Raw genomic sequence first — 23,078 nt, 5'->3', positions numbered from 1 at the left:
TAACAAGAGTGAAGCAGACGCGCGACCGCCGCCGACCGGCGTTCACCCGGCGGCTTCCGCAGGTCAGGCGTCCTTCTCGGTGACCCCCGCCGAGTCGAAGGTCGCCACCTCGTGCATCACCCGGACCGCCGCGCACACGAGGGGGTGGGCCAGCAGCCCGCCGGTTCCCTCGCCGAGGCGGAGTTCCAGCTCGACCAGGGGACGCAGACCGAGATGGGCGAGGGCGAGGGCGTGGCCGGGCTCGGCCGAGCGGTGCCCGGCCACGCAGTGGTCCACCGCGGCGGGGGCGAGCGCCGCGGCGGCCAGGGCGGCCGATCCCGCGATCACCCCGTCCAGGATGACCGGCACCCGCAGCGACGCGGCTCCCAGGACGAACCCGGCGATCGCCGCGTGCTCCAGGCCGCCGACCGCCGCGAGCGTCCTCAGCGCCGGCCCGGTGAGCACGTCACCGGCGGGAGGTCCGCCGGCCGGTGACGACGCGGTGGCCGCGTCGGCGGCCGGGGCCCGCCCGTCCCCCGCCTCCCCGGACCGCCCGTCCGTCCGGACCGCGCCGCCCGCCGGGCCGGCCAGTCCGTTGACCAGCAGCGCCCGGCGGACGACCTCCACCTTCCTGGCGAGGGTCGCGTCGTCGACCCCGGTCCCCCGGCCGGTCGCCTCGGCCGCGTCCCGGCCGGTGAACGCGCAGATCAGGGCGGCGGAGGCGGTGGTGTTGGCGATGCCCATGTCCCCGGTGACCAGGCAGCGGGCTCCCTGGTCCACCAGGCGGCGGGCCACCGCGATGCCGGCCTCCAGCGCGGACACGGCCTGCGCCGGGGTCATCGCCGGGCCCTCGGACAGGTCCGCCGTGCCGTACGCGACCTTGTCGACGATCAGGTTCGGGGCGGGGGGCAGGTCGGCGGCGACGCCGACGTCCACGACCGTCACGGTGGCGCCGACCTGGGCGGCGAAGGCGTTGGCCACGGCTCCGCCGGCCAGGAAGTTGCCCACCATCTGCTGGGTGACCTCCTGCGGCCAGGGGCTCACGCCCTGGGCGTGGACGCCGTGGTCGGCGGCGAAGATGGCCAGCGCCGCGGGGGCCGGGATCGGCGGCGGGCTGGCGGCGGCGGCGCCGGCGAGCCGTACCGCCACCTCCTCCAGCGCGCCCAGCGCACCTCGGGGCTTGGTCAGCCGGTCCTGGTGTGCGCGCGCCTCGGCGACGGCCTCCGGGTCGGCGGGCCGGATCGCTGCGAGGGTCTGCTCAAGGATGGTCATGCCCTCAGTGTCCCGGAAAAGTCTCCGTGCGGTCTCCGCGAACTCCCGCGAAGCCGCGCAAAGCCCCCGCGGAGTCCTCTCGCGGAGATCAGCGGGCGGCCCGTTCGAGCGCCTCCTCGTAGCGCTCGACGACCACGTCGGCCAGGCCCTCGCAGTCGCCGATCGCCTCCGCGCAGCGCACGTCCAGATCGGGGTGGCCCGCGGCGTAGGCCATGGCCTGACCCCAGACCCTCTCCAGCAGCCCTCCGGCGAACAGCAGGTAGGGCAGCACGATCACCCGCCGGGCCCCGAGACGGCGGCAGCGCTCGATCCCGCCCGGGACGCCCGGCCGGGCCAGCGAGGCGAAGGCGGTCTCCACCGTCATGTACGCGTGGGCGTGGGTCTCCCAGAACAGGCGCGAGACCCCGTGCACGTCGGCGTTGACCATCGGATCGCCCGAGCCGTCGCCGACCAGCACCACGGCGGTCTCGCCCAGCCCGATCTCCTCGGGGCCCTCGTCGAGGAGCCCGCCCCCGGCCGCGACGAGGCGGAGCCGGGGCACCTCCGCGGCGGCGTCGGCCAGCCGCTCGGCGAGCAGCGCCAGCAGGCGGGGGTCGCACCCCAGGGGGCGACCGTAGTCGTAGGCGAGCGTCGGGTGGAGCTCCTGCTCCCGGGCCATCGCGGCGGCGATCTCGGTGCCGGTCCGCAGGTCTCCGGCGAGACTCAGCGGGAGCGCCACCATCCGGTGGTGCCCGCGCGCGACCAGTGAGGCGATCGAATCGCTGAGACGCGGTCTGGCCTTGGCGAGGTAACCGCCGGAGACGTCGGCGGCGGTCTTGTCGAGGCGGCATCGGAGCCGGTGGACGAACCTGCCGAACTCGGCGGATCCGCCGTCATCGAGTGAGCCCTGCCCGATGAGCAGCAGCGGCGGCTTCATGTGAACAGGACTCCAATGACCTTGACCTGGGATGACGCAACGGCGACTGGCGAGGATATCCGATGATGGTTCGCCCCGGACAGGTCACGGATCGATGATCTTCTCCAGGCCGCGGCCGGTGGCGCACACGACGAAGACCGGTCCGGGACCGGGAGGGCGACGGCCTCCGCCCCGCCCGCCGGTCTCCTCTTCCCCGCTTCCGCCCATCTCCCCGCGGTCGTCTCCGGTCCCTCCCCCTCCGGTCTCCCCACCCGTCGTCCAGGACGTCGCGATCCGCACGCTCTCGGCCCGGTAGCCGTGCTCGCGCAGGACCTCCAGCACCCTGTCGGCCTGCTCGGCCGTCCTGAGCGCGCAGACCAGGGACCGGGGACTCCGGGCCGCGCACGCCGCCACCACCTCGGGCCCTCCCCCGGCGACGAAGACGGCGTCCGGGTCGGCCAGGGGCTCCAGGGCGGCGGGCGCCCGGCCCCGGGCCAGCGCGACCTTCACCCCGTGGGCGATCACGGTGCGGCGCAGCCGGGCGCAGGCCTCCTCCTCGGGCTCCACCGCCACCACGGCCGCACCGAGCAGGGCGCATTCCACCGCGATCTCCCCGCCGCCCGCGCCGACGTCCCAGACCAGGTCCCCGAGCCGGGGCCCGAGCCTGGCCAGCACGAACGCCCGGACCACCGGATCGAGGCCGGAGCCGGCGAAGTCCCGCGCCCACCCCGCAGGACCGGTCCGGGCCCCGGCCACCCACGCGGGTCCGTCCGGCCCCCGGTGCAGCGGGTCCAGGACGAGCACCACCTCGGGGTTCTTCCACGGCCGCGTGGTGGCCTCGCCCATCCGGCTGTGGGTGATCCGCTCGTCCGGGCCGCCGAGGTCCTCGTAGACGATCAGGGTGCGGGGGGTGGTGGGGGCGAGCTCTCTGGCGATCTCCGCGGGGCCGACGCCGGGTGCGACGAGCACGGCGACCTTGTGGTGGGCGCGGCAGGCGTTGGCCACCCGGTCGAGCCGCCCACCGGTCACGACCAGGGCGTCCTCCCAGGCCAGCCCGGCCCTGGCGAAGGCCTGCGAGACGAGGGAGGGGGCGGGGATCACCTCGGGGACGACTCCGTGCCCGCGCAGTTCCGCGACCGCGCCGAAGAACCCGGGATCTCCCCCGGCGAGCACGACCAGCCGCCCGCCGTACTCCCGGTGGGCCGCCACGGCCCTGCCGAGCGGACCGCCGACCACCCGGGCCCCGCCCGGCAGCGGGCGGACGCGCTCCAGGAGCCGGTCGGACCCGGCCAGCACAGTGGCCTCCGCCAGCCTGGCCCGTGCGAGCGGGGACAGCGCCCGTCCGTCGACCCCGACAACTGTGATCACCGATGCTCACCGCCCTCGCCCTCCAGAGTGACGGTCCCGCGGCGATCGGGCCAGATGCGGTTCCCGCGCGGCGACGATCCGCCGACGGCGGTCACGGGCTCCTCTTCCCACGGAATGAACCGGTCAAAGCCGGTGGCCGCGGAAGCCGACCGGATGTTTGCCCCGGAGCCGCCGGGTAGGGATGCGGATTATTCCGCAGCTGAAAGGGGTGGCTCCAGATGGAACGCGGAAGCGCCAAGCACGGTCCGCGACTGGACGAGCAGCAGAAGCACGAGACCGAGGGGATGACCCGCGGCGGAGGCACCACCCACGCCGAGGAGTGGAAGGAGCCCGAGCCCATGCCGGCGTCCGGAGAGGGTGGCCCGTCCCGGTCGGCGTCCCGGCCCGCCGACCGCGAACCGGGCGCCCCGCGCGGCATGAGCCCCGCGGACGTGGAGCGTCGCGGCGACCTGGCCAAGTGGATCAGCGGCACCGGGGTGTTCCCCGCCGACCGCGACGCCCTGCTGGCCCGCGCCCGGGACCAGGGCGCCCCGGACGCGGTGATCGCCGTCGTCCGGTCGCTGCCGAACGCGACCTTCGCCAACATGGCGGACGTGGCCCAGGCGCTGGGGTACGGCACGGAGGACCGGAACCAGGGCTGACCTGCGGTCCTCCTCCCAGGTCGTCCGGCCGGAGGAGCCGCCGGCCCCTCCGGCCGGTCCGGGTCGTGGCGGACGGCCGTCAGCGGACGACGACGACCTCCAGCGTGCGCGGGCCGTGCACGCCCTCCACCCGGTTGAGTTCGATGTCGCTGGTCGCCGAGGGACCGCTGATCCAGGTCAGCGGTCTGACCGGGTCGAGGGCGGCCACCGCCTCGGGCACCCCCGGCACGATCTGCCCGGCTCGCACGAGGCACAGGTGGTAGTCGGGCACCAGGGTCAGCGCCCTGCGGCCCTGTCCCGGACCGGTGTCGAGCACGATCGTTCCGGTCTCCGCGATTCCCACGGCGCAGCCCGTGACCACTCCGCAGACGGCGTCCAGGTCGGCGGCCGACAGCGGCGGGTCGTCCCCCACCGCGCCGCCGCCCAGGTGCGCGCGTACGGCGTGCGCCCATTCCTTCGGCAGGCCCTCGGGCACGACGACGCGTTCGGCCGCCCGGCGGGCGAGCGCCGCCGTGATCACTCCGGCCGCCTCTCCGGGGGCCGCCACGTGGACGACGGCCCGGTAGTCGGCGACCCGTTCGGCGAACAGTTCCACCGTCCGCTCCGCCGTCTGCCCTCCCGTCGCGGCCGGCACCGCGCGGGGCCGGGTGCGCGGGGCGTCGGGCGCTCCGGCGACGGCCGTGCGGACGCGCGACAGGATGAGGTCGCGGGAGCTCATCGGGTGCCTCCGTCGGTACGGTTCCACCAGTCGCGGAAGGACTCGGCGGGGATGTCGGGGATGTCGCGGGTGTCGGTCCAGGCCGCCGCCGGGCCGGGCAGGCGCCGGGGGACGAACCGGCGGAGCCGTCCGGACAGCCGCTGGGCGCGGGCCAGCCGTACGGGGCGGTCGAGCACCCAGCCGGCGGCGCGCATGGCCAGGCGTTCGGCCCGCGGGTGGGGCGCCTTGGCCCGCAGGTGGACGAGCACCTCGGGGATGTCGATGGCGACCGGGCAGACCTCGTAGCAGGCGCCGCACAGGGACGACGCGTACGGCAGCGAGGCGTCCAGCTCAGCGGTCGCAGAAGCCGGCATGCGACCGCCGGGCACAGCGGTCGCAGAAGCCGGCATGCGACCGCTCGGCGCCGGGATCGCAGAAGCCGGGCGACCGCCGGGCACAGCGGTCGCAGAAGCCGGGCGACCGCTCGGCGCCGGGATCGCAGGAGCAGGAGCGCCGCCACCGGGCGGGGAGGACGGCGCGGGGCCCGCGCCGCGCAGTTGCGGGGTGAGGATGGCGCCGATCGGGCCGGGGTAGACCGAGCCGTAGGCGTGGCCGCCCGCGCGCTCGTAGACGGGGCAGACGTTCAGGCAGGCCGAGCAGCGGATGCAGCGCAGCGCCTGGCGTCCGACCTCGTCGGCGAGCACCGTGGTACGGCCGTTGTCGAGCAGGACGAGGTGGAACTCCTGCCCTTCGGACGCACCGGTCCAGGTCGAGGTGTAGGGGTTCATCCGCTCGCCGGTGGAGGAACGCGGGAGCACCTGGAGGAAGACCTCCAGGTCCTGCCAGGTCGGCAGGAGCTTCTCGATACCGACCACACTGATCAGGGTGTCGGGCAGGGTCAGGCACATGCGGCCGTTGCCCTCGGACTCCAGCACCACCAGGGTGCCGGTCTCGGCGATCATGAAGTTGGCGCCGGAGACCGCGACCTTCGTCGACAGGAAGCGCTCGCGCAGGTGCAGCCGGGCGGCCTCGGCCAGGGCCCGGGGCTCGTCGGTGAGGTCCTCGGGTGCCGCCCGTCCCCACTCCCCCATCTTCTCCCGGAAGATCTCGCGGATCTCCGAGCGGTTGCGGTGGATGGCGGGGACGAGGATGTGCGAGGGCAGGTCGTCGCCGAGTTGCACGATCAGCTCGGCGAGGTCGGTCTCGTAGGCGGTGATCCCCCGGGCGGCGAGCGCCTCGTTGAGGCCGATCTCCTGGGTGGCCATCGACTTGACCTTGACCACGCCGGTCTCGCCGGTGGCCTCGACGAGGCCGGCGACGATCCGGTTGGCCTCGTCGGCGTCGGCGGCCCAGTGCACCCGCCCGCCGGCCCGGGTGACCGCCTCCTCCATCTGGAGCAGGTAGCGGTCCAGATGGCGCAGGGTGTGGTCCTTGATCTCCTTGCCCGCCGCCCGCAGTTCCTCCCAGTCCGGCAGTTCGCCCACCACCGCGGCGCGCCTGCCGCGGATCGTGCGCGTGGCCTTGCGGAGGTTGAAGCGCAGCTGCGAGTCCCCCACGGCCCGCGCGGCGTTGCGGGGGAAGGCGGGCATGCCGAGGAAGGCGGCGCTCATCACCCCTCCCCCGTCCGCCCGCCCGCGGTCCGCCCGCCCGCCGTGGGCTCCGAGGTCGCGGCGAGGATCTCCGCCAGGTGCATGACCCGGATCCCGGCGCGCTGGCGGCCCAGGGCGCCGCCGACGTGCATCAGGCAGGAGTTGTCCGCGGCGCAGAGCACCTCCGCGCCGGTCGCCATGACGTTGTGCGCCTTGTCCGCGCACATGGCCGCGGAGACCGCCGGGTTCTTGACGGCGAAGGTGCCGCCGAACCCGCAGCACTCCTCCGCACCGGGGAGCGGGACCAGTTCCAGCCCCCTGACCTGCTCCAGCAGCCGGGTGGGACGGTCGCCCAGCCGGAGCCCGCGCAGGGAGTGGCAGGTCGGGTGGTAGGTCACCCGGTGCGGGAAGGAGGCGCCGACGTCGGTGACCCCCAGGACGTCGACCAGGAACTCCGAGAGGTCGTGGACCTTCGGCACGAGCGCGGCCACCTCCTCGGCGAAGGAGGGGGCCGCCGTCCGTCCGGCGGTCCTCCCGCCGCCCCCCCGGACGGTCCCGGCGGTCCCGGCGGTCCCGGCCTCCGCAGAGGACACGGCGGATACAGGGGGCGCAGCGGACGCGGCGGAGGCGGGGCGCCCGGCCGCCGCGTCGGCGGCGCGGGCCAGGCGGGGGTACTGCTCACGGACCATCGCGGCGCACGATCCGGAGGGCGCGACCACCGCGTCGTACCCGGCGAAGACGTCCGTGAAGTGCCGCGCCAGCCGGGTCCCCTCCTGCGGGTACCCGGTGTTGACGTGCATCTGGCCGCAGCAGGTCTGGGCCTGCGGGAAGTCGACCTCGCACCCCAGCCGGCGCAGCAGCGTCACGACCGCCCGGCCCGTGCCGGGGAAGAGGGTGTCGTTGACGCAGGTGATGAACAGGGCGACGCGCACGGCGCTCCTTCCGACTATGGTCTGACCACAGTATGGTCTGACCATATGTCCCGACAAGGACCCCCACACGGCGAGGGAGACGGCATGGGATGGGAGCCGGTCCGGCGCACCCGGGCCTTCGAGGACGTGATCGCCCAGATCGAGCGGCGTATCGCGGAGGACGGCCTCACGGTCGGCGACCGGCTGCCGGGCGAGCGGCAGCTCGCCGAGCAGCTCCGGGTCGGCCGCTCGTCGGTGCGCGAGGCGATGCGGGTGCTGGAGACGCTGGGGGTGGTCGCGTCGCACGCCGGCCGGGGCCCCGACGCGGGCGCGGTGCTCACCGCCCGCCCCGCGGGGGCCCTGGCCGATCTGCTCCGGCTGCACGTGGGCCTGTCCAGCCTCTCCATGCGGGAGGTCGCGGAGACCCGGATGATGATCGAGCAGTGGGCGGTACGGCACGCGGCCGGGCACGCCACCCCCGACCGCCTGGACCGGCTCCGGGCGGCGCTGGCACGGATGGAGCGGGCCGGGAGCGCCGACGAGTTCGTCCTGCACGACGCCGAGTTCCACCTCACGATCGCCGAGCTGTCCGGCAACCGCCTGCTCACCGCCACGATGCACGCCCTGCGCGCCACGGTGCAGCGCCACGCCGTCGAAGCGGTCGAGCGGCTCGGGGTCACCGACCCGCTCATGGCCGACCACCGGCGGATCTACGAGGCGGTCGCGTCCGGCGACTCCGAGGAGGCGGCCGCCGCGATCGCCGACCACCTCACCCGCGCCTACCCGGACCCGCAGGGCCCGACCGGCTGACCCCGGCCGGTCCCGGCCCGGTCCCGGCCGGGACGAGCCCGGATCCCCGCCCGTCTCACGGGACGGTCCGCAGGGCGGCGCGCGGGAGCACGGAGCCCGTGATCTCCAGGGGCGGGACGGAGAACGCCGGCGGGGAGACGGCGTCGGCGGCGCGGCAGGCGGCGCCGGCGCAGGCGACCAGGGCGTCGAGCCGGCGCTCGAAACCGGTGATCACCGAACGGGGCACCCGCCCGGCCAGGTTGCGCAGCTGGTAGGGGTCGGAGGCGAGGTCGTAGAGCTGGTACTCGCCGGTCGCGTAGCGGACGAAGGTGTGCCGGGCGGTGCGCATCGCCTGGTAGGACGGAATGCGGGCCGGAGCCGAGGGCTTCGCCCTGCCCGGCCGGTGGAACTCGACCAGCACGTTCCGGCGCCAGCCGGCCGGGGTCCGGCCGTGCAGGAGGGGGAGCAGAGAGCGGCCCTCGACGAAGCGGGGCAGCCGGGCGCCGGCGAGCGCGGCGACGGTCGGGGCGAGGTCCACGGTGGAGGCGACCTCGGTGACCGTGCGGCCGGACTGGATCCCCGGTCCCCGGACGAACATCGGCACCTTGATGCTCTCGTCGAACGGGGTCGTCTTGCCCTGCCCGAGCCGGTGCTGCCCCAGGTGGAATCCGTTGTCGGAGCCGAAGAACAGGTAGGTGTCGTCCAGCTTCCCGGCGGCGCGCAGGCTCCGGACCAGGGATCCGACCATGTCGTCCACGCCGAGCATGGCCCGCAGCCGGTCGCGGTAGATCTCGTCGGTCCGCTCGATCCGCTCCGGGGTCAGCCGCTTGCGCGAGCGCAGCCACAGAGGCTCGGCGGCGACGTTCTCCTGGTCGAAGGAGGGCGGGCGCGGGGCCGTGTGGCCGGTGAAGGCGTCGCGGTGGCGGAGCGCGTGGTTGGCCGGCAGGTGCGGGGCGACCGGTGCGAGGTAGAGGAAGAAGGGGTCGTCCCCCCGGGAGACGAACGCGTTCGCCTTCGCGCTGAGCACGTCGGTCAGGTAGTCCTCGGGCGCGGAGCCGTACGCCCTGAGCCTGCCGTTCTCGTTCAGCGTGTAGCCGTACTCGTTGTACAGCCCGCGCACCGGCACCTGCCAGTCGTCCCAGCCCCGGGGCACGTGGGTGGCGGGGGCGGGGCCCGGATAGTGGTTGAGGTACTTGCCCATCAGGCCGGTCCGGTAGCCGGCCTGCTTCATCCAGACGCCCACCGTGGAACGTTCCAGATCTTTCCGGTAGAACCTCCCGAACCCCCCCTTGGGGGTGGTGTTGGTCAGGACGCCGTGGCTGTGCACGTACTGGGAGCGGAGGATGGACGCGCGGGACGGGCAGCACCAGGAGTTGGGGACGAAGAACCGGCTGAAACCGGCACCCGACCGGACGAACTCGTTCCAGATGTTCGGAAATTTCTCCAGGTCGCCCATTCCGAGATCATCGACCAGGATGACCACGACATTGGGACGCCGGGGCGTCTCGGCCACAGCCGGAATCGTGGCCGAGACCAGGATGAACAGGGGAAGAAGGTATAAAACCTTACGGGCAGCGTTCAGCACAGTGTCACGTTTCCCCAAAGCCCCGACCTCGACACCGGGCCTTCCGCAAAGTCAAATAGAACGTGTTTCACTATGACGGCGCACCCGGACGAGAGGCCCGACCATGAGCACCGACCTGAAGCTCGGCCTGAACCTCGGCTACTGGCAGCGCGACCCCGTCGACGCCACCGGACTCGTCCAGGCCGCCGAACGGCTGGGCTACGACTCCGTGTGGACCGCCGAGGCCTACGGCAGCGACGCCTTCACCCCACTGGCCTGGTACGGCGCGCGCACCTCGCGCATCAAGCTGGGCACCTCGGTCGCCCAGATCTCCGCCCGGACCCCCGCGGCCACCGCGATGACCGCGATGACGCTGGACCACCTCACCGGCGGCCGGCTGCTGCTCGGCATCGGCGCGTCCGGCCCCCAGGTCGTCGAGGGCTGGTACGGCGTACCGTTCGCCCGCCCGCTGGCCCGCACCCGCGAGTACGCCGAGATCATGCGCCGGATCTGGCGCCGGGAGGGGCCGGTGACCGCGGACGGCGGGCACTACCCGCTCCCGCTGCCCGCGCAGGGCCGCCCGGGGGCCACCGGCCTGGGCAAGCCGCTGAAGCTCATCACCCGCCCCCTGCGCCCGGAGATCCCCCTCTACCTCGGCGCCGAGGGCCCGAGGAACGTCGCCCTCGCCGCGGAGATCGCCGACGGCTGGCTCCCGCTGTTCGCCTTCCCCGAGAAGATCGAGCAGATGTACGGGCCGTCGCTGGCCGCCGCCGGGCCGGACTTCGACATCGCCGCCATGGTCCTGACCCTGGTCACCGACGACGTCCGGGCGGCCCTCGACGGGGTCAAGACGATGCTCACCCTGTACATCGGGGGCATGGGCGCGCGCGACCGCAACTTCCACGCCGACATCATCGGCCGGATGGGCTACGCCGGCGCCGCCGCCGAGGTCCAGGAGCTCTACCTGTCCGGGCGGCGGGACGCGGCGTTCGCGGCCGTCCCGGACGAGCTGGCCGACGGCATCTCCCTGGTCGGCCCGGCCGGACGCATCCGCGAGCGCCTGGAGGCGTGGCGCAAGAGTCCGGTGACCAGCCTCCTGGTCATGGGACTCGGCGACGAGCCCTCCCTGCGGACCGTCCGCGACCTGGTCCTGGGCTGAGAGCCGGTCCCGGGCCGACCGGCCCTGCGGTCAGTCCGGGCGCGGGGTCCTCGGTGACCGGCCCGGCGGTCAGTCCGGGCGCGGCGCGGGGTTCTCGGTGACCGGCCCGGCGGTCAGTCCGGGCGCGGCGCGGGGTTCTCGGTGACCGGCCCGGCGGTCAGTCCGGGCGCGGCGCGGGGTTCTCGGTGACCGGCCCGGCGGTCAGTCCGGGCGCGGCGCGGGGTTCTCGGTGACCGGCCCGGCGGTCAGTCCGGGCGCGGCGCGGGGTTCTCGGTGACCGAGCGGAGCACCGGGGCGCTCACGGCCCCGGCGCCGACCACCCCGGCGAAACCGAGGAGCACGCAGGCGAGCAGGGTGGCCAGCCCGCCGGCGTCCAGCCCGGTGATCGCGAAGGGGAGCGCGCAGAACAGCCCGACCGCGATGGAGCCGCCGCCCATGACGGCCAGCGGGATGAGCGTCTCGGCCCGGCGGGCCCGGTCCAGGACCTTCAGCGGGGTGCCCGCCAGGCGGAGCAGCGCGTAGGTCTGCCGCCGGTCCAGGACGGAGGAGACCGCGGTGATCCCGGCGCTGACCACCGCGACCAGGAACGAGACGGTGAGCACCACGATCGTCCCGGTGCCGATGTCGCCGATCAGCAGGCGGCCGAACCGGTCGTCGTCGGCGGTGGAGGTGGCGCGCCGGCCGGGCACCAGGCCGTCGAGCGCGGTGCGGGCCCGGTCGACCAGCGCAGCGTCCACCGGGGCGTCCACCGGGGCGTCCACCGGGGCGTCCACCCGGGCGTCCGTCTTCTCCCCCTGCCCCGCCTTCTCCCCCGCCTCTGCCTTCCCCGGTGCCCCCGCCTCCCGGACGCCGAGCGCGACGACGAGCACCTTCCCCCCGCCCTCCCCGCCCCCGCCGGTGACCTCGGTCCCGGCGCGCACGCCCGCCGCGGCCAGCCGCTCGCGGGCCTCGGCGGCGACCGCGTCCGCCCGCGCCGCGGGGATCGAGACGCGCAGCCGCGAGGCGTCCGCCTCGCCCAGCAGGTCGGCCGACGGGTTCAGCAGGACCACGAAACCCGCCACGAACCCGGTCAGCGCCACCCCGCTCACGGTCCGCCAGGCCGCCCGGGGGTCGTCCACCAGCCGCCGCCCGGCCAGCAGCCGGACGGGCCCGCGCGCCGTCCCCGCGGTGATCCTGCCGATCAGGCCGACCACCCACGGGCCGGCCAGGTTGATCGAGAGGAAGGCCAGCCCCAGCACCACCGCGATCACCCCGCCGCCGCTGCCGACGCTCAGCGTGGGCACCACGGCCAGCACGGCCAGCAGCACCGCGACCCGGACGAAGCGCATCCCCGGCGGGGTCTCCCGCTTGGCCACGCCCAGCGGGCCGACCACGACCCGGCGCAGGCCGATCACCGCGGACAGGCCCACGAGCAGCGGCACGGCCGCCAGCACGGCGAGCGTGTACGGCACGCCCGGCCACAGGTCCGCGGCGAACCACGAGCCCCCGGCGATCTCGATCCCGGTGAGCGCCGGGATCAGCAGGACGTACAGCAGCGTCCCGGCCACCGCCCCGGCGAACGCGGTGATCACCGCCTCGGCGGCGGTCATCGCCACCACCTGGCCGGGGGTGGCGCCGACCAGCCGGAGCGCGGCCAGCCGCTGGTCGCGCCGGGCCACCGTGAGCCGGGCCGCCGCGCCCCCGAACACCAGCAGCGGCACGGCCATCAGCACGCTCGCGATCAGGGCGAGGATCCGGTAGCCCTGCGCGTCGGGCGTCGGCTCCCCGGCGAAGTCCGAGATCCGGGTGGACGCGACCTCGCCCCGCGGCTCGTCGGCCCCCTTTCCGGCCGGCACCGGGGAGTCCGGCGCCCAGCCCCGCACGGCGACCAGCTCGCCGGGATGGACCAGCGCCTCGTCCCCGACCGTCCCGCCGCGCCGGCCCGCGAACCGGTCGGCCAGCTGGTCGGCCGGGAGCTCGTCGGCGAGTTCGGCCAGGGCGGGGGAGAGCCAGACCTCGCCCGGCGCGGGGAAGCGGTCCAGCCCCGGAGGAGGCGGCGCTCCCGGCTCCAGCGCGGCCAGCTCCACGACCGTGATCCGCCGGTCGCGCACGTAGTCCACGTGCACGGCCTGGACCGCCACCGCCCGCCCCTTCGCCGGGACCGGGTTGCGCCACGCCTCCCGGTCGCCCCGCCCCGCGAAGGCGACGTTCGCGGAGACCGCGAAGAGCAGCAGCGCGGTGCAGACCGTCACCGCCACCGCGGTCAGGCCCGCGCTCAGCAGGCCCCGGCGGCCGCCGGCGCGCAGCAGCCGCCCGCCGAGTCCCAGCGCCGCCCTCACGCGTCCACCCCGGCCATGATCCGGCCGTCGCGGACCTCGACGGTGCGGTCGCACCAGCGGGCCACCTGCGGGTCGTGGGTGACCACCACCAGTGAGGCGTCGCCGCCCCGGGTCGCCTCCACCAGCAGGCGCATCGTGTCGTGCCCGGTGGTCTGGTCGAGCGCTCCGGTCGGCTCGTCGGCGAAGACCACCGCGGGCCGGGTGACCAGGGCGCGGGCGATCGCCACCCGCTGGGCCTGCCCGCCGGACAGCTCGCCGGGCCGCCGCTCCTCCATGCCGCCCAGGCCGAGCGGGCCGAACCACTCCCGCGCCCGCCGTACGGCGTCGCGCCGGGAGACGCCGCCGAGCATCAGCGGCAGCGCGACGTTCTCGTCGGCCGGGAGCTCGGGCAGGAGCTGGCCGAACTGGAAGACGAACCCGAACCGCGTCCGGCGCAGCGCGCTGCGCTCCCGCTCCCCCATGGTGTCGACGCGCTGCCCGAGCAGGCGCACCTCCCCCTCGTCCGGTTTCATGATCCCGGCCAGGCAGTGCAGCAGGGTCGACTTGCCCGATCCGCTCGGCCCCATGATGGCCACGGCCTCGCCGCGGCCGATCGCCAGTCCCACGCCCGCCAGCGCCGTCGCCGGACCGAACCGCTTGGTCAGGCCGTATCCCTCGAGAACGACAGAAGTCATGGGAGCACCCTCGCCCCTGCGGGGGTCGCGGCGGATCGGCCGGGGGTGCGATCCTCCGAGGTGGGCGATCGGCCGAAAGTCGGATGGACCGGAACGACCCGCCGCGCGCGGCTGGCAGAATCGACCGGGTGACGATTCGGGTGCTCATCGCCGACGACCAGGAGCTGGTGCGGACCGGCTTCCAGATGATCCTGGACGCCCAGGCCGACATGGAGGTCGTGGCGACCGCCGCGGACGGCGCCGAGGCGGTCGAGCACGCCCGGCGGCTCCGGCCCGACGTGTGCCTGCTCGACATCCGGATGCCCCGGCTGGACGGGCTGGAGGCCACCCGGCTGCTGGCCGGCCCCGGCGTCCCCGACCCGATGCGGGTGGTCATCGTCACCACCTTCGACCTGGACGAGTACGTCTACGGGGCGCTGCGGGCGGGCGCGACCGGGTTCCTGCTCAAGGACAGCGGGCCGACACTGCTGATCGAGGCGATCCGCGCCGCCGCCGCCGGGGACGCGCTGGTCTCCCCCTCGGTGACCGTGCGCCTGCTGGAGCACCTGGCCCGTCCCCGGGGCGGACGTTCCCGGCCGCCGGCGGAGCCGCTGACGGGGCGGGAACTGGACGTCGTCCGGCTGGTGGCCCGGGGCCGGACCAACCAGGAGGTCGCCGCCGAGCTGTTCGTCTCGCTGTCCACGGTCAAGACGCACCTGGGCAGCATCCAGGGCAAGCTCGGGGCGAGAAACCGTGTGGAGATCGCCGCGTGGGCGTGGGAGTCCGGCGTGGTGAGTTGATTGGCGCGGGCGACGGGGGGATAGAAGAAGGGCACGTCCTTCAGCGCATGCCGGGGGGAGATTCACATGCGCGCTGTCCCGCCGCCCCGCACGTGGCCGGCCTCGGCCGTCCAGGCGGCCCTCGTCCTGCAGGTCTGCGCGCTCACCGCCCTCACCGTGTTCGAGCAGGTCCGCGGCGAGCGGCTGGCGCGGGAGATCGCGATGCTCGGCGGCGACCCGCACGCCCCCGGCGCGCAGGCCCTCGTCGGCCCGGTCACCGCCTTCGCCGTCCTGGTCATCCTGGTGGCCGCCACCACGGTCGCCGCGGGCGCCGCCCACCTGGTCTGGCTGGTGCGGGCCGGGCGGTACGCCGCGCAGGCCACCGGCGCCTCCGGGCCCCGCCCCTCCTCCGGCGTCCCCGGCGGCCCCCTTCCCGACGCCTCTCCCCGGCCCCTTCCCGGCGCCTCGGCGGCGGCGGTCCTGGCGGGCTGGTTCACGCCGGGGCTCAACCTGATCGCCCCGCCGGTCCTGGTGGACCGCCTCTGGCGGTCCTCCCGCACGCCGGCCGACCACCGCGCCTCCTGGCTGGCGCTGCTGGCCGCCTGGTGGCTGAGCTGGCTGGCCGCCCTCGCCCTCCTCCTGCGGCTCTTCGTCTCCCCCGCCCCCGGCGTGGCGGACCTGACCGGCATCGGCCCGGTCGAACTGGCGGCCGTGACCGTCTCCGCCCTGCTGTGCGGGGCGGTGGTCCGGCGGATCACCAGGATCCAGACGGAGAGCGTCCTGCACCGCGTCCGGCCGACGGCCGCATCGACCGCACCGGCCGACGCGCAGGCCCCGGGACTGGCCTACCAGGGCTTCTGACGCACCCGGCGCGGCGGTCCCCTCTCACCGCCGCCGTCGGCCCGGCCGGCCGCCCGGCGCTGGCCGCTTCCGCCTCCGGCTGATGCCCGCGTGGGACCTCGGTACGCTGAGCTCCCCATACGACGGCATTTTTGCGGTTAGGTATCACGGTGAACAACCTCAGTCCGGGCGACCCCCTGCAGATCGGGCGCTACCGCGTGCTCAGCCGGCTGGGCCGGGGCGGCATGGGGACCGTCTACCTCGGGCAGGCCCACGACGGCCAGCAGGTCGCCCTCAAGGTGATCAACTCCGAGTACAGCCAGCACGAGCAGTTCCGGATGCGCTTCCGGCGGGAGGCCGACGCGGCCCAGCGGGTGCGGCGGTTCTGCACGGCCGCGGTGCTGGAGGCCGCGCTCGACGGCGACCAGCTCTACGTGGTCACCGAGTTCGTCCCGGGTCCCAACCTGGAGGAGGCCGTGCGCTCGGGCGGTCCGCTCCGGGGCTCCAGCCTCGACGCGCTCGCGGTCGGCGTGGCCACCGCGCTGACCGCGATCCACGGGGCCGGGGTCGTGCACCGCGATCTGAAGCCGTCCAACGTGCTGCTCTCCCCGGTCGGCCCCCGGGTGATCGACTTCGGCATCGCCCGGGCCCTGGACACGCTCAGCGGCGTCACCGGGACCGGCGAGATCATCGGCACCCCCCGCTACATGGCGCCGGAGGTGCTGCGCGGCGAACCGGTCTCCCCGGCCTGCGACGTGTTCTCCTGGGGCTGCCTGGTCGCCTTCGCGGCCAGCGGCCGGGCGCCGTTCGGCGGCGAGGCCCTGCACGCGGTGCTCTACCAGGTGCTCAACACCGAGCCCGTGCTGGAGGGCATGGAGTCCGCCCTGCGCGAGCTGGTGACCCACGCGATGGACAAGGACCCGGCCCGCCGGCCCACCTCCCAGCAGCTCCTCGACCACCTGGTCGGCCGTTCGGCCGCGCCCGAGCAGACCGCGCACTCGGTCCAGGCGGTCTGGCAGCAGAGCCCGCCCACCCTGGCCGAGCCCGCCGCGTGGGCGGGAGCCGGACCGGGCGTGCCGGCCGTCCCCGGCGGACCCGGTGCCCCCGGCGGACCCGGCGGACCCGGCGTCTCCGGCGTCTCCGGCGTCTCCGGAACGCACGCCGTCCCCGGCGGGCCGGGACCGCACACCGTACCGGCCGGGCCCGGGGCGCACGGCGCGTCCGGCGGGCCGAGCGCCCCCACCGCGCCGGCGGGGGCCGGCGCGCACGCCCTGCCGGCCGGAGCGGGCGATCCCTGGGCGCAGGGCGACACGCGCGTCCCCGCCGACGGCGGCGGGCGGCGGCCCGGGCACGCGGCCGGTCCCGCCGCCGAAGCGGTCCGGCGCAAGAAGCTGATCGCCGGCGCGGCGGTCGCGGCCCTCCTCGCGGCGGGCGGCGGCGTCGGGCTCTACATCGCCCTCTCCCCGAGCGGGCCCCCCGACGACCTGACGCTGCTCTACCAGGACGACTTCACCCAGAAGAGCGACTGGACCGGCGTCTACGACCCCGCGAACAGCGGCAGGTACGGCTACGCGCCCGAGGGCTACTACGCCGTCGACGTCGACGGCGAGAACCCCGTCCAGCGCGTCACCGCGCCGGTGCCCTTCGCGACCGCCCCGCCCGCGACCCCGGACCCCACCGCCAGCCCCACCCCGACCATCCCGGGCCGGCTGCTCCTCGGAGCCGACGTCACGGTCCGCACCGGCAGCGCGGGCGCCGGCGAGTACGGCTTGTTCTGCCGGGGCGCGGACGCCACGGAGGCGACCCGCTACGAGTTCCTGATCGACACCTCGGGCAGGGCCCGCATCCGCAGGGCGGTCAAGAGCGCCGGGGGCGACCTGACCGAACCCGCCCCGGTGGAGGTGGCCAAGGGCAAGCCCGTCCGGCTCCAGGCCGAGTGCTCGGCCGGCGCGGAGGGCGTGCAGCTCACCATGTGGGTGGACGGCACGCGGGTGCAGTCGGTCATCGACCCCAATCCGCTGCCGCCCGGCGAGCTCGGCATGATCGCCCGGGTCGGGGAGGACGGCGGCGCCACGCTGAAGACGGGCTTCGACAACTTCACGATGCGCGGTGCGGCCCCGGAGAAGAAGTCCTGAGAGGGAACAGCGAATGGCCGACTCGTGGTTGGGGATGATCGGGACACCGACCTGAGCGAAGGAGCCCGCACGATGCGCGCCATAGTCGTCTCCGCCACCGGCGGCCCCGAGGTCCTCTCCTACGAGGACTACCCGGACCCCGCGCTGAACCCCGGCGAGGTGCTGGTCGACGTCGCGGCCAGCGGCGTGAACTTCATCGACGTCTACCACCGGATGGGCCGCTACCCCCTCTCGCTGCCCTTCGTGCCCGGCAACGAGGGCGCGGGCACCGTCGCGGCGGTCGGCGAGGACGTCGAGGGGGTCGCCGTCGGCGACGTGGTGGCCTGGGCGAACGTCATGGGCAGCTACGCCGAGAAGGCCGTCGTGCCGGTCTCCCACCTGCTCCTGGTGCCCGGGGGGGTGGCGCCCGAGCTCGCGGCGGCCGTCACGCTCCAGGGCCTCACCGCGCACTACCTGACCCACTCGGTGCACGAGGTCAAGCCCGGCGACGACGTGCTGGTGCACGCCGCGGCCGGCGGCATGGGCCTGCTGCTCACGCAGATCGCCAAGCTCCGCGGCGCCCGGGTGATCGGCACGGTCTCCACCGAGGAGAAGGAGGAGCTGGCCCGGCAGGCCGGCGCCGACGAGGTCCTGCGCTACAAGGGCTTCGCCGACGCGGTCCGCGACCTGACCGGCTCCGGCGTGCACGTCGTCTACGACGGCGTGGGGGCGACCACCTTCGCCGAGAGCCTCGCCGCCCTGCGCCCGCGCGGCATGATGGCCCTGTACGGCCAGGCCAGCGGCCCCGTCCCGCCGATCGACCCGCAGCTGCTGGCCAAGGAGGGGTCCCTGTTCCTGACCCGCCCCAGCCTCGGCGCCTACATCGCCACCAAGGACGAGCTCGCCTGGCGCGCCTCCGACCTGTACGGCTGGCTGGCCTCCGGCAGGCTCCAGGTGCACGTCTCCCGCCGCTACCCCCTGGCCGAGGCCGCGCAGGCCCACGCGGACCTGGAGGCCCGCCGAACCACCGGCAAGCTCCTGCTCGTCCCCTGACCTCCGCCGTCACATGACGGGCGTCGATGGCCGGGGAGACCTCCCGGACGAGATCGGCGGGTTCCTCCTCGGAGCTCCCGCCCTGCTCTACGCGGCGGCCGGGCTGCCGACCGTGCTCTGCGCCGCCGCCGTCCCGTGCGTCCCCGCCGTCATCGTCGTCTCCCGGTCGGTCACGCCCCGGTCGGTCACGCCCCGGTCGGTCGCCGCCGGCACCAGCACGGGCATCCAGCCCTTCGCCAGGCCGGCCCGAAGCGGCCGGTGACCGGCCGGCCCTGTGACCGGCCGGCCCTGTGGCCGCCTGTCCACAGCGGCAGCCGCAGACGACCGTGTTTCCCACAGGAGGTCTCCCGCCCCGGAACCGCCTCCCCGAGCATGGCTACTTTGGCCGTCCGGGTGGAAGGGGCGGAGATGGGAAACAGGCACAGACGGTCGTCGCGGCATCGGACCGGCAGGCTGCCGGGCAGGCGGGCCGTGCTGGGGGTCGCACTGCTGACCGACGAGCGCGACCTCTCCGCGCTCCGCGAACGCGGCTCTCTCGCTCCCGGGGACTACGCCGCCTATCTCGCCGCCTGCGAGCGGGACATGCGCTCCATGGGCGCGTCCGGCACGGTGGTGGCCGAGGCGTTCGACCTCGGGGAGTACCTCGCCTTCTGCCGGGACGCGGGGCTGGACTCCGGTGACGCCGTCAGCCGGGCCCGATACGCCGCGCTGGTGTGCGAGGAGGGTGATCCCCTCCCCTACCGAGGCGAGCCCATCGAGGAGTTCGTCGCCGTGCTCTCCTGCCGGGAGAGGCTCCGCAGGCTGTCCTCCAGGATCGACGGGCACCTCGCCCGCGTCCCGGCCGCGCAGGTCATGGCGGCGCAGAGGCACACGGCCGACGTGCTCCTGTGGCTGCTGAGCAGAGAGGGGCCGGGTCTGCACGTCCTGACCTGCCGAGTGGAGGCGGGCAGAGGCGATCCGCTGGAGGTGGCCGCCGAAGTCGAGGTCCGCCCGAGCAAGACGCTGCTGCGCGGAGAGGCCCCGCTGGTGCTCGCCCAGATGCTCGTCCTCGCCCGCGCGGTGAGGGGTCGCGGCGGCCTGATCTTGCGCTTCCGCACGCGGAGGACCGATCCCGCCACCGGCCTCCCCGTCGAGGTGATCCGCGGCTGGTCCATCCGGGACGGCGAACTCCGGCCCCTGAGCGGCGCCGAGACACGTGGGGCCTTCTGCGCCGACGCCCGGACCGGTGACCCGCTCACCGTCGAGCCCGCCGTCGAATACGCCGATGCCCCGCCCTTCCCAGGAGGACCCCGATGAAAGAGCTCATCCGCCGGTTCCGGTCCCGCCTGCGGACCTCAGCCCCGCGCCGCCGGCCCGAGGGGCTGGGCCGGCCAGTCGAGGAGGCGGGCGCCCAGCACGGCCGTCTCCAGGGTGAAGCGCTGGGTGGGGTCGTCGGGCGAGAAGCCGGTGAGACGGCGGATCCGCTCCAGCCGGTAGGTCACGGCGCGGGTGCTGACGCCGAGCCGCCGCGCCGCCGCGGTCTGGTTGCCCTGGACGGCGAAGACGGCCTCCAGCGTGTCGAGCAGCGGCCCGGGCCCGCCCCGGGCCTCCAGCAGCGGGCTCAGCACGGTCGTGACCAGGTCGTCGATGGCCTCCCGATCCCGCAGCAGCACGGGGAAGACCAGCAGGTCGGCCGCCTTGAGGACGGACGCCCGCAGTCCGAGCCGGTCTCCCAGCTCGATCGCGTTGCCCGCCTCCCGGTAGGACGCGACCACCCCGCCGGGTCCCCGGTGCGCCCGGCCCACCCCGACGCGCCAGCCGGGTGCGAAGGCCTGCCGCACGTGGTGGGTGAACTCCCCGGTCGCGGCGGCGAGGCTGCCCGGCGCCACGCACACCAGCAGCCCGTCGCGGACCGCCACCAGCACGTTGTGCGACCCGAAGCGGGCGACCAGCGCCTCCTCGATCCGCCGCGCCACCGGATCGCCGTCCCGCAGCGCGGGAGTCCCCGCCGTACCGGGTGCGGCCGTCCCTCCGCCGGCCGCCTCCGCGGTCGCCTCACGCGTCCCCGTCCCACCGGCCGCCTCCCCGTGCGTCCCCGTCCCACCGGCCCTCGCGGGCCCGGCCGGGCGGGCGACCGCCACCACGTAGGACTCCGCGAGCCGGAGGCCGAAGTGCTCGGCGCGTTCGGCGAGCCGGTCGGCCCGCCCGTGCAGCAGGTCGTCGACGAACTTCCGGCGGGCGGCCTCCTCCTGGCGGATCGCCAGCCGCTGGGCGTTCTCATATCCCTCCATCAGTGCGGAGACCGCCCGCCTCAGCGCGGAGAGCACCGCCGGGACGGCCCTTCCCGCCTGTCCCGGCCGGGCCGATCCGGAAGCGGCCTGTCCCGGCCCGGACGGTCCCGGCCGGGCCGATCCGGAAGCGGCCTGTCCCGGCCCGGACGGTCCCGGCCGGGCCGATCCGGAAGCGGCCGGCTCAGGGCCGGACGGTCCGGAAGCGGCCGGCTCAGGGCCGGACGGTCCGGAAGCGGCCGGCTCAGGGCCGGACGGTCCGGAGACGACCGCCTCGGCCATGGCCAGGGCGGCGTCGACCAGCTCCCGCAGCGGCAGGCCCCGCTCGGCGGCCCGCGCTCCCGCCGCCCGGTAGCCGTCGAGCGCGTCCCTGCCGGGCAGCCGCCCGGTGGCGGCGGCCTCGCTCAGCATCCGAAGGTGCCCGCCGAGCAGGTCGGCGGGCACCTTGGCGGCCTCGTCCATCACACCCCTATGTCGCGCCGGTCGAAGGCGAGGATCGCCACGACGAGCAGCACGACGGCGGCGCCCGCCAGGACGACGTAGTCCCCGACGGGGAAGCCCTGGTAGAGCGGCCTGCCGTCCAGGTAGTAGTGGAACGGCGAGACCCAGCGGAGCCAGGAGACCGCGTCCACGTTCCTGCCCATGGTCTCCACGATGTAGCCGCCGACCGCGACCACGCCGACGACCGCCATCGCCGGACCCCTGCGGCCGGCGGCCGCGCCGACCGCCAGGGACAGCGCGCCGAAGAACAGGCCGAGCAGGAAGACCCCGGTGTGCGCGGCCAGGATCCGGTCGACGGCGACGCCCGTGCCGACGGCGGCCGACAGGCCCCAGGCGAGCAGGAACGTCGCCACCGCGACGCCGAGCAGTCCGAGGGCGAGCGCGGCGAACCGCTCGGCGACCAGCCGCCTGCGGTCGATCGGGAGCGTGACGGTCAGCTCCAGCGTGCCGGACTCCTCGGGGCGGGCGATCGCCTGGTTCCCCAGGACCGCCGCGCACACGACGAACAGCATCGGCCCGAACAGCTGGTAGACCACGCCGTGCAGGTATCCGACCCCGGTGGTGAAGCCCTCCAGCCCGCCCATCAGGTCGCGCATCGCCCCGGGGAACTTCTTCAGGGCCGCCTCGCCGTACAGCTCCTGGTTCTGGGAGATGTTGGGGTAGAACGACAGGTACAGCGTGAAGAACGCGCCGATGCCGATCGTCCAGCGGATCAGCGACCTGCGGTGGTCACGCAGGCTCTTGGACACCAGCGCGGGCATGGCGCGCCTCCTCTTCGTTCTCTTCGCTGTAGTAGGTCAGGAAGATCTCTTCCAGGTCGGGTTCGGCGCTGACCAGGTGCACCACGGTGAACCGGGCCGCCGCCTTGATCAGCGCGTCGGGGCGGCCGTCGATGGTGCAGCTCAGGTTCGCCCCCTCGACCCGCAGGTCGCGCACGCCGGGGAGGTCCTCGAACTCCTCGCGGGGCACGGGGGCGTCGAAGTGGAACTCCACCCGGCGCACCGCCTTCTCCCGCAGGGCCGCGACGTCCTCGACGGCCACCAGCCGCCCCTGGCGGACGATGCCGACCCGGTCGGCGACGTCCTCCACCTCGGCGAGCACGTGCGAGGACATCAGCACGGTCCGGCCGGCCGCCCGCACCTCGCGCACCATGGCGAGGAACTCGTGCTGGACCAGCGGGTCCAGGCCGCCGGTCGGCTCGTCCAGGATCAGGAACTCCGGTTCGTGCATGAACGCCTGGATCAGCCCGACCTTCTGCTTGTTGCCCTTGGAGAGCTTGCCCATGGGCACCGAGAGGTCGGCCTCCAGCCGCTCGGCCAGCGCCGCGATCCGGTCCCGGGACACGCCGCCGCGCACCCCGGCCAGGAAGGCGAGGTACTCACCGGCCTTCTCCCGCCCCTCCAGGGCGAGCTCCCCGGGCAGGTACCCGATCCGGCCCCGCACGGCCGGATCACGCGGGTCGCTGCCCAGCACGCTCATCCGGCCGCGGGTGGGCCGGATGACGTCGAGCAGGAGCCTGATGGTGGTCGTCTTGCCCGCGCCGTTCGGGCCGAGGTACCCGAACACCTCCCCGGGCCGGATCTCCAGGTCGAGATCCTCCAGCCCTCGCCGCCTGCCGTAGAACTTGGTCAGGCCCTCGGTCCGCACTACCGCTGTCATGCTCCCGATCGTGCCCTGCGCCCGGCCCGC

The 23,078-nt window shown here is 75.1% G+C and carries 21 protein-coding genes; 9 read left to right on the top strand and 12 right to left on the bottom strand.

The window, feature by feature from the left end:
* Positions 1–63 precede the first annotated feature (63 nt).
* The 3 genes from HS045_RS16370 to cbiE all read right to left on the bottom strand — a co-directional run bounded on the left by HS045_RS16370 (position 64) and on the right by cbiE (position 3,514).
* A complete protein-coding gene (locus tag HS045_RS16370) occupies positions 64–1,251 on the bottom strand; it encodes a nicotinate-nucleotide--dimethylbenzimidazole phosphoribosyltransferase (protein WP_196452200.1) in 1,188 nt (395 codons plus the stop codon).
* Positions 1,252–1,339: 88 nt separating this feature from the next.
* Entirely contained in the window at positions 1,340–2,167 is an 828-nt protein-coding gene (locus HS045_RS16365; protein ID WP_196452199.1) for a sirohydrochlorin chelatase, read from the bottom strand.
* Positions 2,168–2,251: 84 nt separating this feature from the next.
* On the bottom strand, positions 2,252–3,514 hold the full coding sequence (gene cbiE / locus HS045_RS16360; protein ID WP_196452198.1) for a precorrin-6y C5,15-methyltransferase (decarboxylating) subunit CbiE: 1,263 nt from the start codon (positions 3,512–3,514) through the stop codon (positions 2,252–2,254).
* Positions 3,515–3,732: 218 nt separating this feature from the next.
* On the opposite strand from cbiE, the gene HS045_RS16355 reads away from it, so the two are divergent.
* Positions 3,733–4,155 carry a DUF2795 domain-containing protein gene (locus HS045_RS16355; protein WP_196452197.1) on the top strand — a complete coding sequence of 141 codons (423 nt, stop codon included), beginning with the start codon at positions 3,733–3,735 and terminating at the stop codon, positions 4,153–4,155.
* Between the two features lie 79 nt (positions 4,156–4,234).
* Here HS045_RS16355 and HS045_RS16350 read toward each other — a convergent pair whose 3' ends face one another.
* From HS045_RS16350 to HS045_RS16335, 3 genes are read right to left on the bottom strand one after another with little or no spacing between them, the layout of a single operon-like run.
* Positions 4,235–4,873: an LUD domain-containing protein gene (locus HS045_RS16350; protein WP_196452196.1), complete on the bottom strand. Its 639-nt coding sequence runs from the start codon at positions 4,871–4,873 to the stop codon at positions 4,235–4,237.
* The gene (locus HS045_RS16340; RefSeq protein ID WP_230884063.1) at positions 4,870–6,462 is read right to left on the bottom strand and encodes a lactate utilization protein B; all 1,593 of its coding nucleotides are present in this window, start codon (positions 6,460–6,462) and stop codon (positions 4,870–4,872) included. Before HS045_RS16340 ends, HS045_RS16350 begins: the two co-directional genes overlap by 4 nt.
* The gene (locus tag HS045_RS16335) at positions 6,462–7,373 is read right to left on the bottom strand and encodes a (Fe-S)-binding protein (RefSeq protein ID WP_196452195.1); all 912 of its coding nucleotides are present in this window, start codon (positions 7,371–7,373) and stop codon (positions 6,462–6,464) included. The genes HS045_RS16340 and HS045_RS16335 overlap by 1 nt, the downstream gene beginning before the upstream one ends.
* A gap of 84 nt (positions 7,374–7,457) precedes the next feature.
* On the opposite strand from HS045_RS16335, the gene HS045_RS16330 reads away from it, so the two are divergent.
* Positions 7,458–8,162, top strand: coding sequence for a FadR/GntR family transcriptional regulator (locus tag HS045_RS16330; RefSeq protein WP_230884062.1), 705 nt, complete (start codon positions 7,458–7,460; stop codon positions 8,160–8,162).
* A gap of 55 nt (positions 8,163–8,217) precedes the next feature.
* On the opposite strand, the gene HS045_RS16325 is transcribed toward HS045_RS16330, so the two are convergent.
* Positions 8,218–9,654: a sulfatase gene (locus HS045_RS16325; protein ID WP_307827552.1), complete on the bottom strand. Its 1,437-nt coding sequence runs from the start codon at positions 9,652–9,654 to the stop codon at positions 8,218–8,220.
* Between the two features lie 175 nt (positions 9,655–9,829).
* Between HS045_RS16325 and HS045_RS16320 the strand changes: the two genes are divergently transcribed.
* Positions 9,830–10,864, top strand: a complete 1,035-nt coding sequence (locus HS045_RS16320) for an LLM class F420-dependent oxidoreductase (protein ID WP_196452192.1) — start codon at positions 9,830–9,832, stop codon at positions 10,862–10,864.
* Positions 10,865–11,109: 245 nt separating this feature from the next.
* On the opposite strand, the gene HS045_RS16315 is transcribed toward HS045_RS16320, so the two are convergent.
* Both HS045_RS16315 and HS045_RS16310 read right to left on the bottom strand, forming a co-directional pair.
* Entirely contained in the window at positions 11,110–13,182 is a 2,073-nt protein-coding gene (locus HS045_RS16315; protein WP_307827551.1) for an ABC transporter permease, read from the bottom strand.
* Complete coding sequence (locus tag HS045_RS16310) at positions 13,179–13,856, bottom strand: ABC transporter ATP-binding protein (RefSeq protein WP_196452191.1); 678 nt, start codon at positions 13,854–13,856, stop codon at positions 13,179–13,181. The genes HS045_RS16315 and HS045_RS16310 overlap by 4 nt, the downstream gene beginning before the upstream one ends.
* A gap of 128 nt (positions 13,857–13,984) precedes the next feature.
* On the opposite strand from HS045_RS16310, the gene HS045_RS16305 reads away from it, so the two are divergent.
* The 6 genes from HS045_RS16305 (at position 13,985) to HS045_RS16280 (ending at position 19,917) form a co-directional block, all read left to right on the top strand.
* Positions 13,985–14,635, top strand: coding sequence for a response regulator transcription factor (locus tag HS045_RS16305; RefSeq protein ID WP_196452190.1), 651 nt, complete (start codon positions 13,985–13,987; stop codon positions 14,633–14,635).
* Positions 14,636–14,701: 66 nt separating this feature from the next.
* Positions 14,702–15,475 carry a DUF4328 domain-containing protein gene (locus HS045_RS16300; protein WP_196452189.1) on the top strand — a complete coding sequence of 258 codons (774 nt, stop codon included), beginning with the start codon at positions 14,702–14,704 and terminating at the stop codon, positions 15,473–15,475.
* 149 nt (positions 15,476–15,624) lie between these two features.
* Positions 15,625–17,589, top strand: a complete 1,965-nt coding sequence (locus tag HS045_RS34615; protein WP_307827550.1) for a serine/threonine-protein kinase — start codon at positions 15,625–15,627, stop codon at positions 17,587–17,589.
* A gap of 72 nt (positions 17,590–17,661) precedes the next feature.
* Positions 17,662–18,621, top strand: a complete 960-nt coding sequence (locus HS045_RS16290) for a quinone oxidoreductase (protein ID WP_196452188.1) — start codon at positions 17,662–17,664, stop codon at positions 18,619–18,621.
* 13 nt (positions 18,622–18,634) lie between these two features.
* Positions 18,635–18,883 (top strand): hypothetical protein, encoded by a 249-nt coding sequence (locus tag HS045_RS16285; protein WP_196452187.1) that lies wholly within the window; start codon positions 18,635–18,637, stop codon positions 18,881–18,883.
* A 146-nt stretch (positions 18,884–19,029) separates the two neighbouring features.
* The gene (locus HS045_RS16280) at positions 19,030–19,917 is read left to right on the top strand and encodes a hypothetical protein (RefSeq protein ID WP_196452186.1); all 888 of its coding nucleotides are present in this window, start codon (positions 19,030–19,032) and stop codon (positions 19,915–19,917) included.
* A gap of 38 nt (positions 19,918–19,955) precedes the next feature.
* On the opposite strand, the gene HS045_RS16275 is transcribed toward HS045_RS16280, so the two are convergent.
* Genes HS045_RS16275 through HS045_RS16265 form a run of 3 tightly spaced genes read right to left on the bottom strand, consistent with a single transcriptional unit; the run spans position 19,956 to position 23,048 of the window.
* Entirely contained in the window at positions 19,956–21,350 is a 1,395-nt protein-coding gene (locus HS045_RS16275) for a helix-turn-helix domain-containing protein (protein WP_230884061.1), read from the bottom strand.
* On the bottom strand, positions 21,350–22,150 hold the full coding sequence (locus HS045_RS16270; protein WP_196452185.1) for an ABC transporter permease subunit: 801 nt from the start codon (positions 22,148–22,150) through the stop codon (positions 21,350–21,352). The genes HS045_RS16275 and HS045_RS16270 overlap by 1 nt, the downstream gene beginning before the upstream one ends.
* Positions 22,119–23,048 carry an ABC transporter ATP-binding protein gene (locus HS045_RS16265; RefSeq protein WP_196452184.1) on the bottom strand — a complete coding sequence of 310 codons (930 nt, stop codon included), beginning with the start codon at positions 23,046–23,048 and terminating at the stop codon, positions 22,119–22,121. Before HS045_RS16265 ends, HS045_RS16270 begins: the two co-directional genes overlap by 32 nt.
* Between the last annotated feature and the right edge of the window lie 30 nt (positions 23,049–23,078).

The organism is Planomonospora sp. ID82291 (assembly GCF_015711645.1).
In the GTDB taxonomy this organism is placed as follows: domain Bacteria; phylum Actinomycetota; class Actinomycetes; order Streptosporangiales; family Streptosporangiaceae; genus Planomonospora.
The sequence above is the reverse complement of the archived record's forward strand: the minus strand, read 5'-3'. Positions and strand labels throughout refer to the sequence as shown.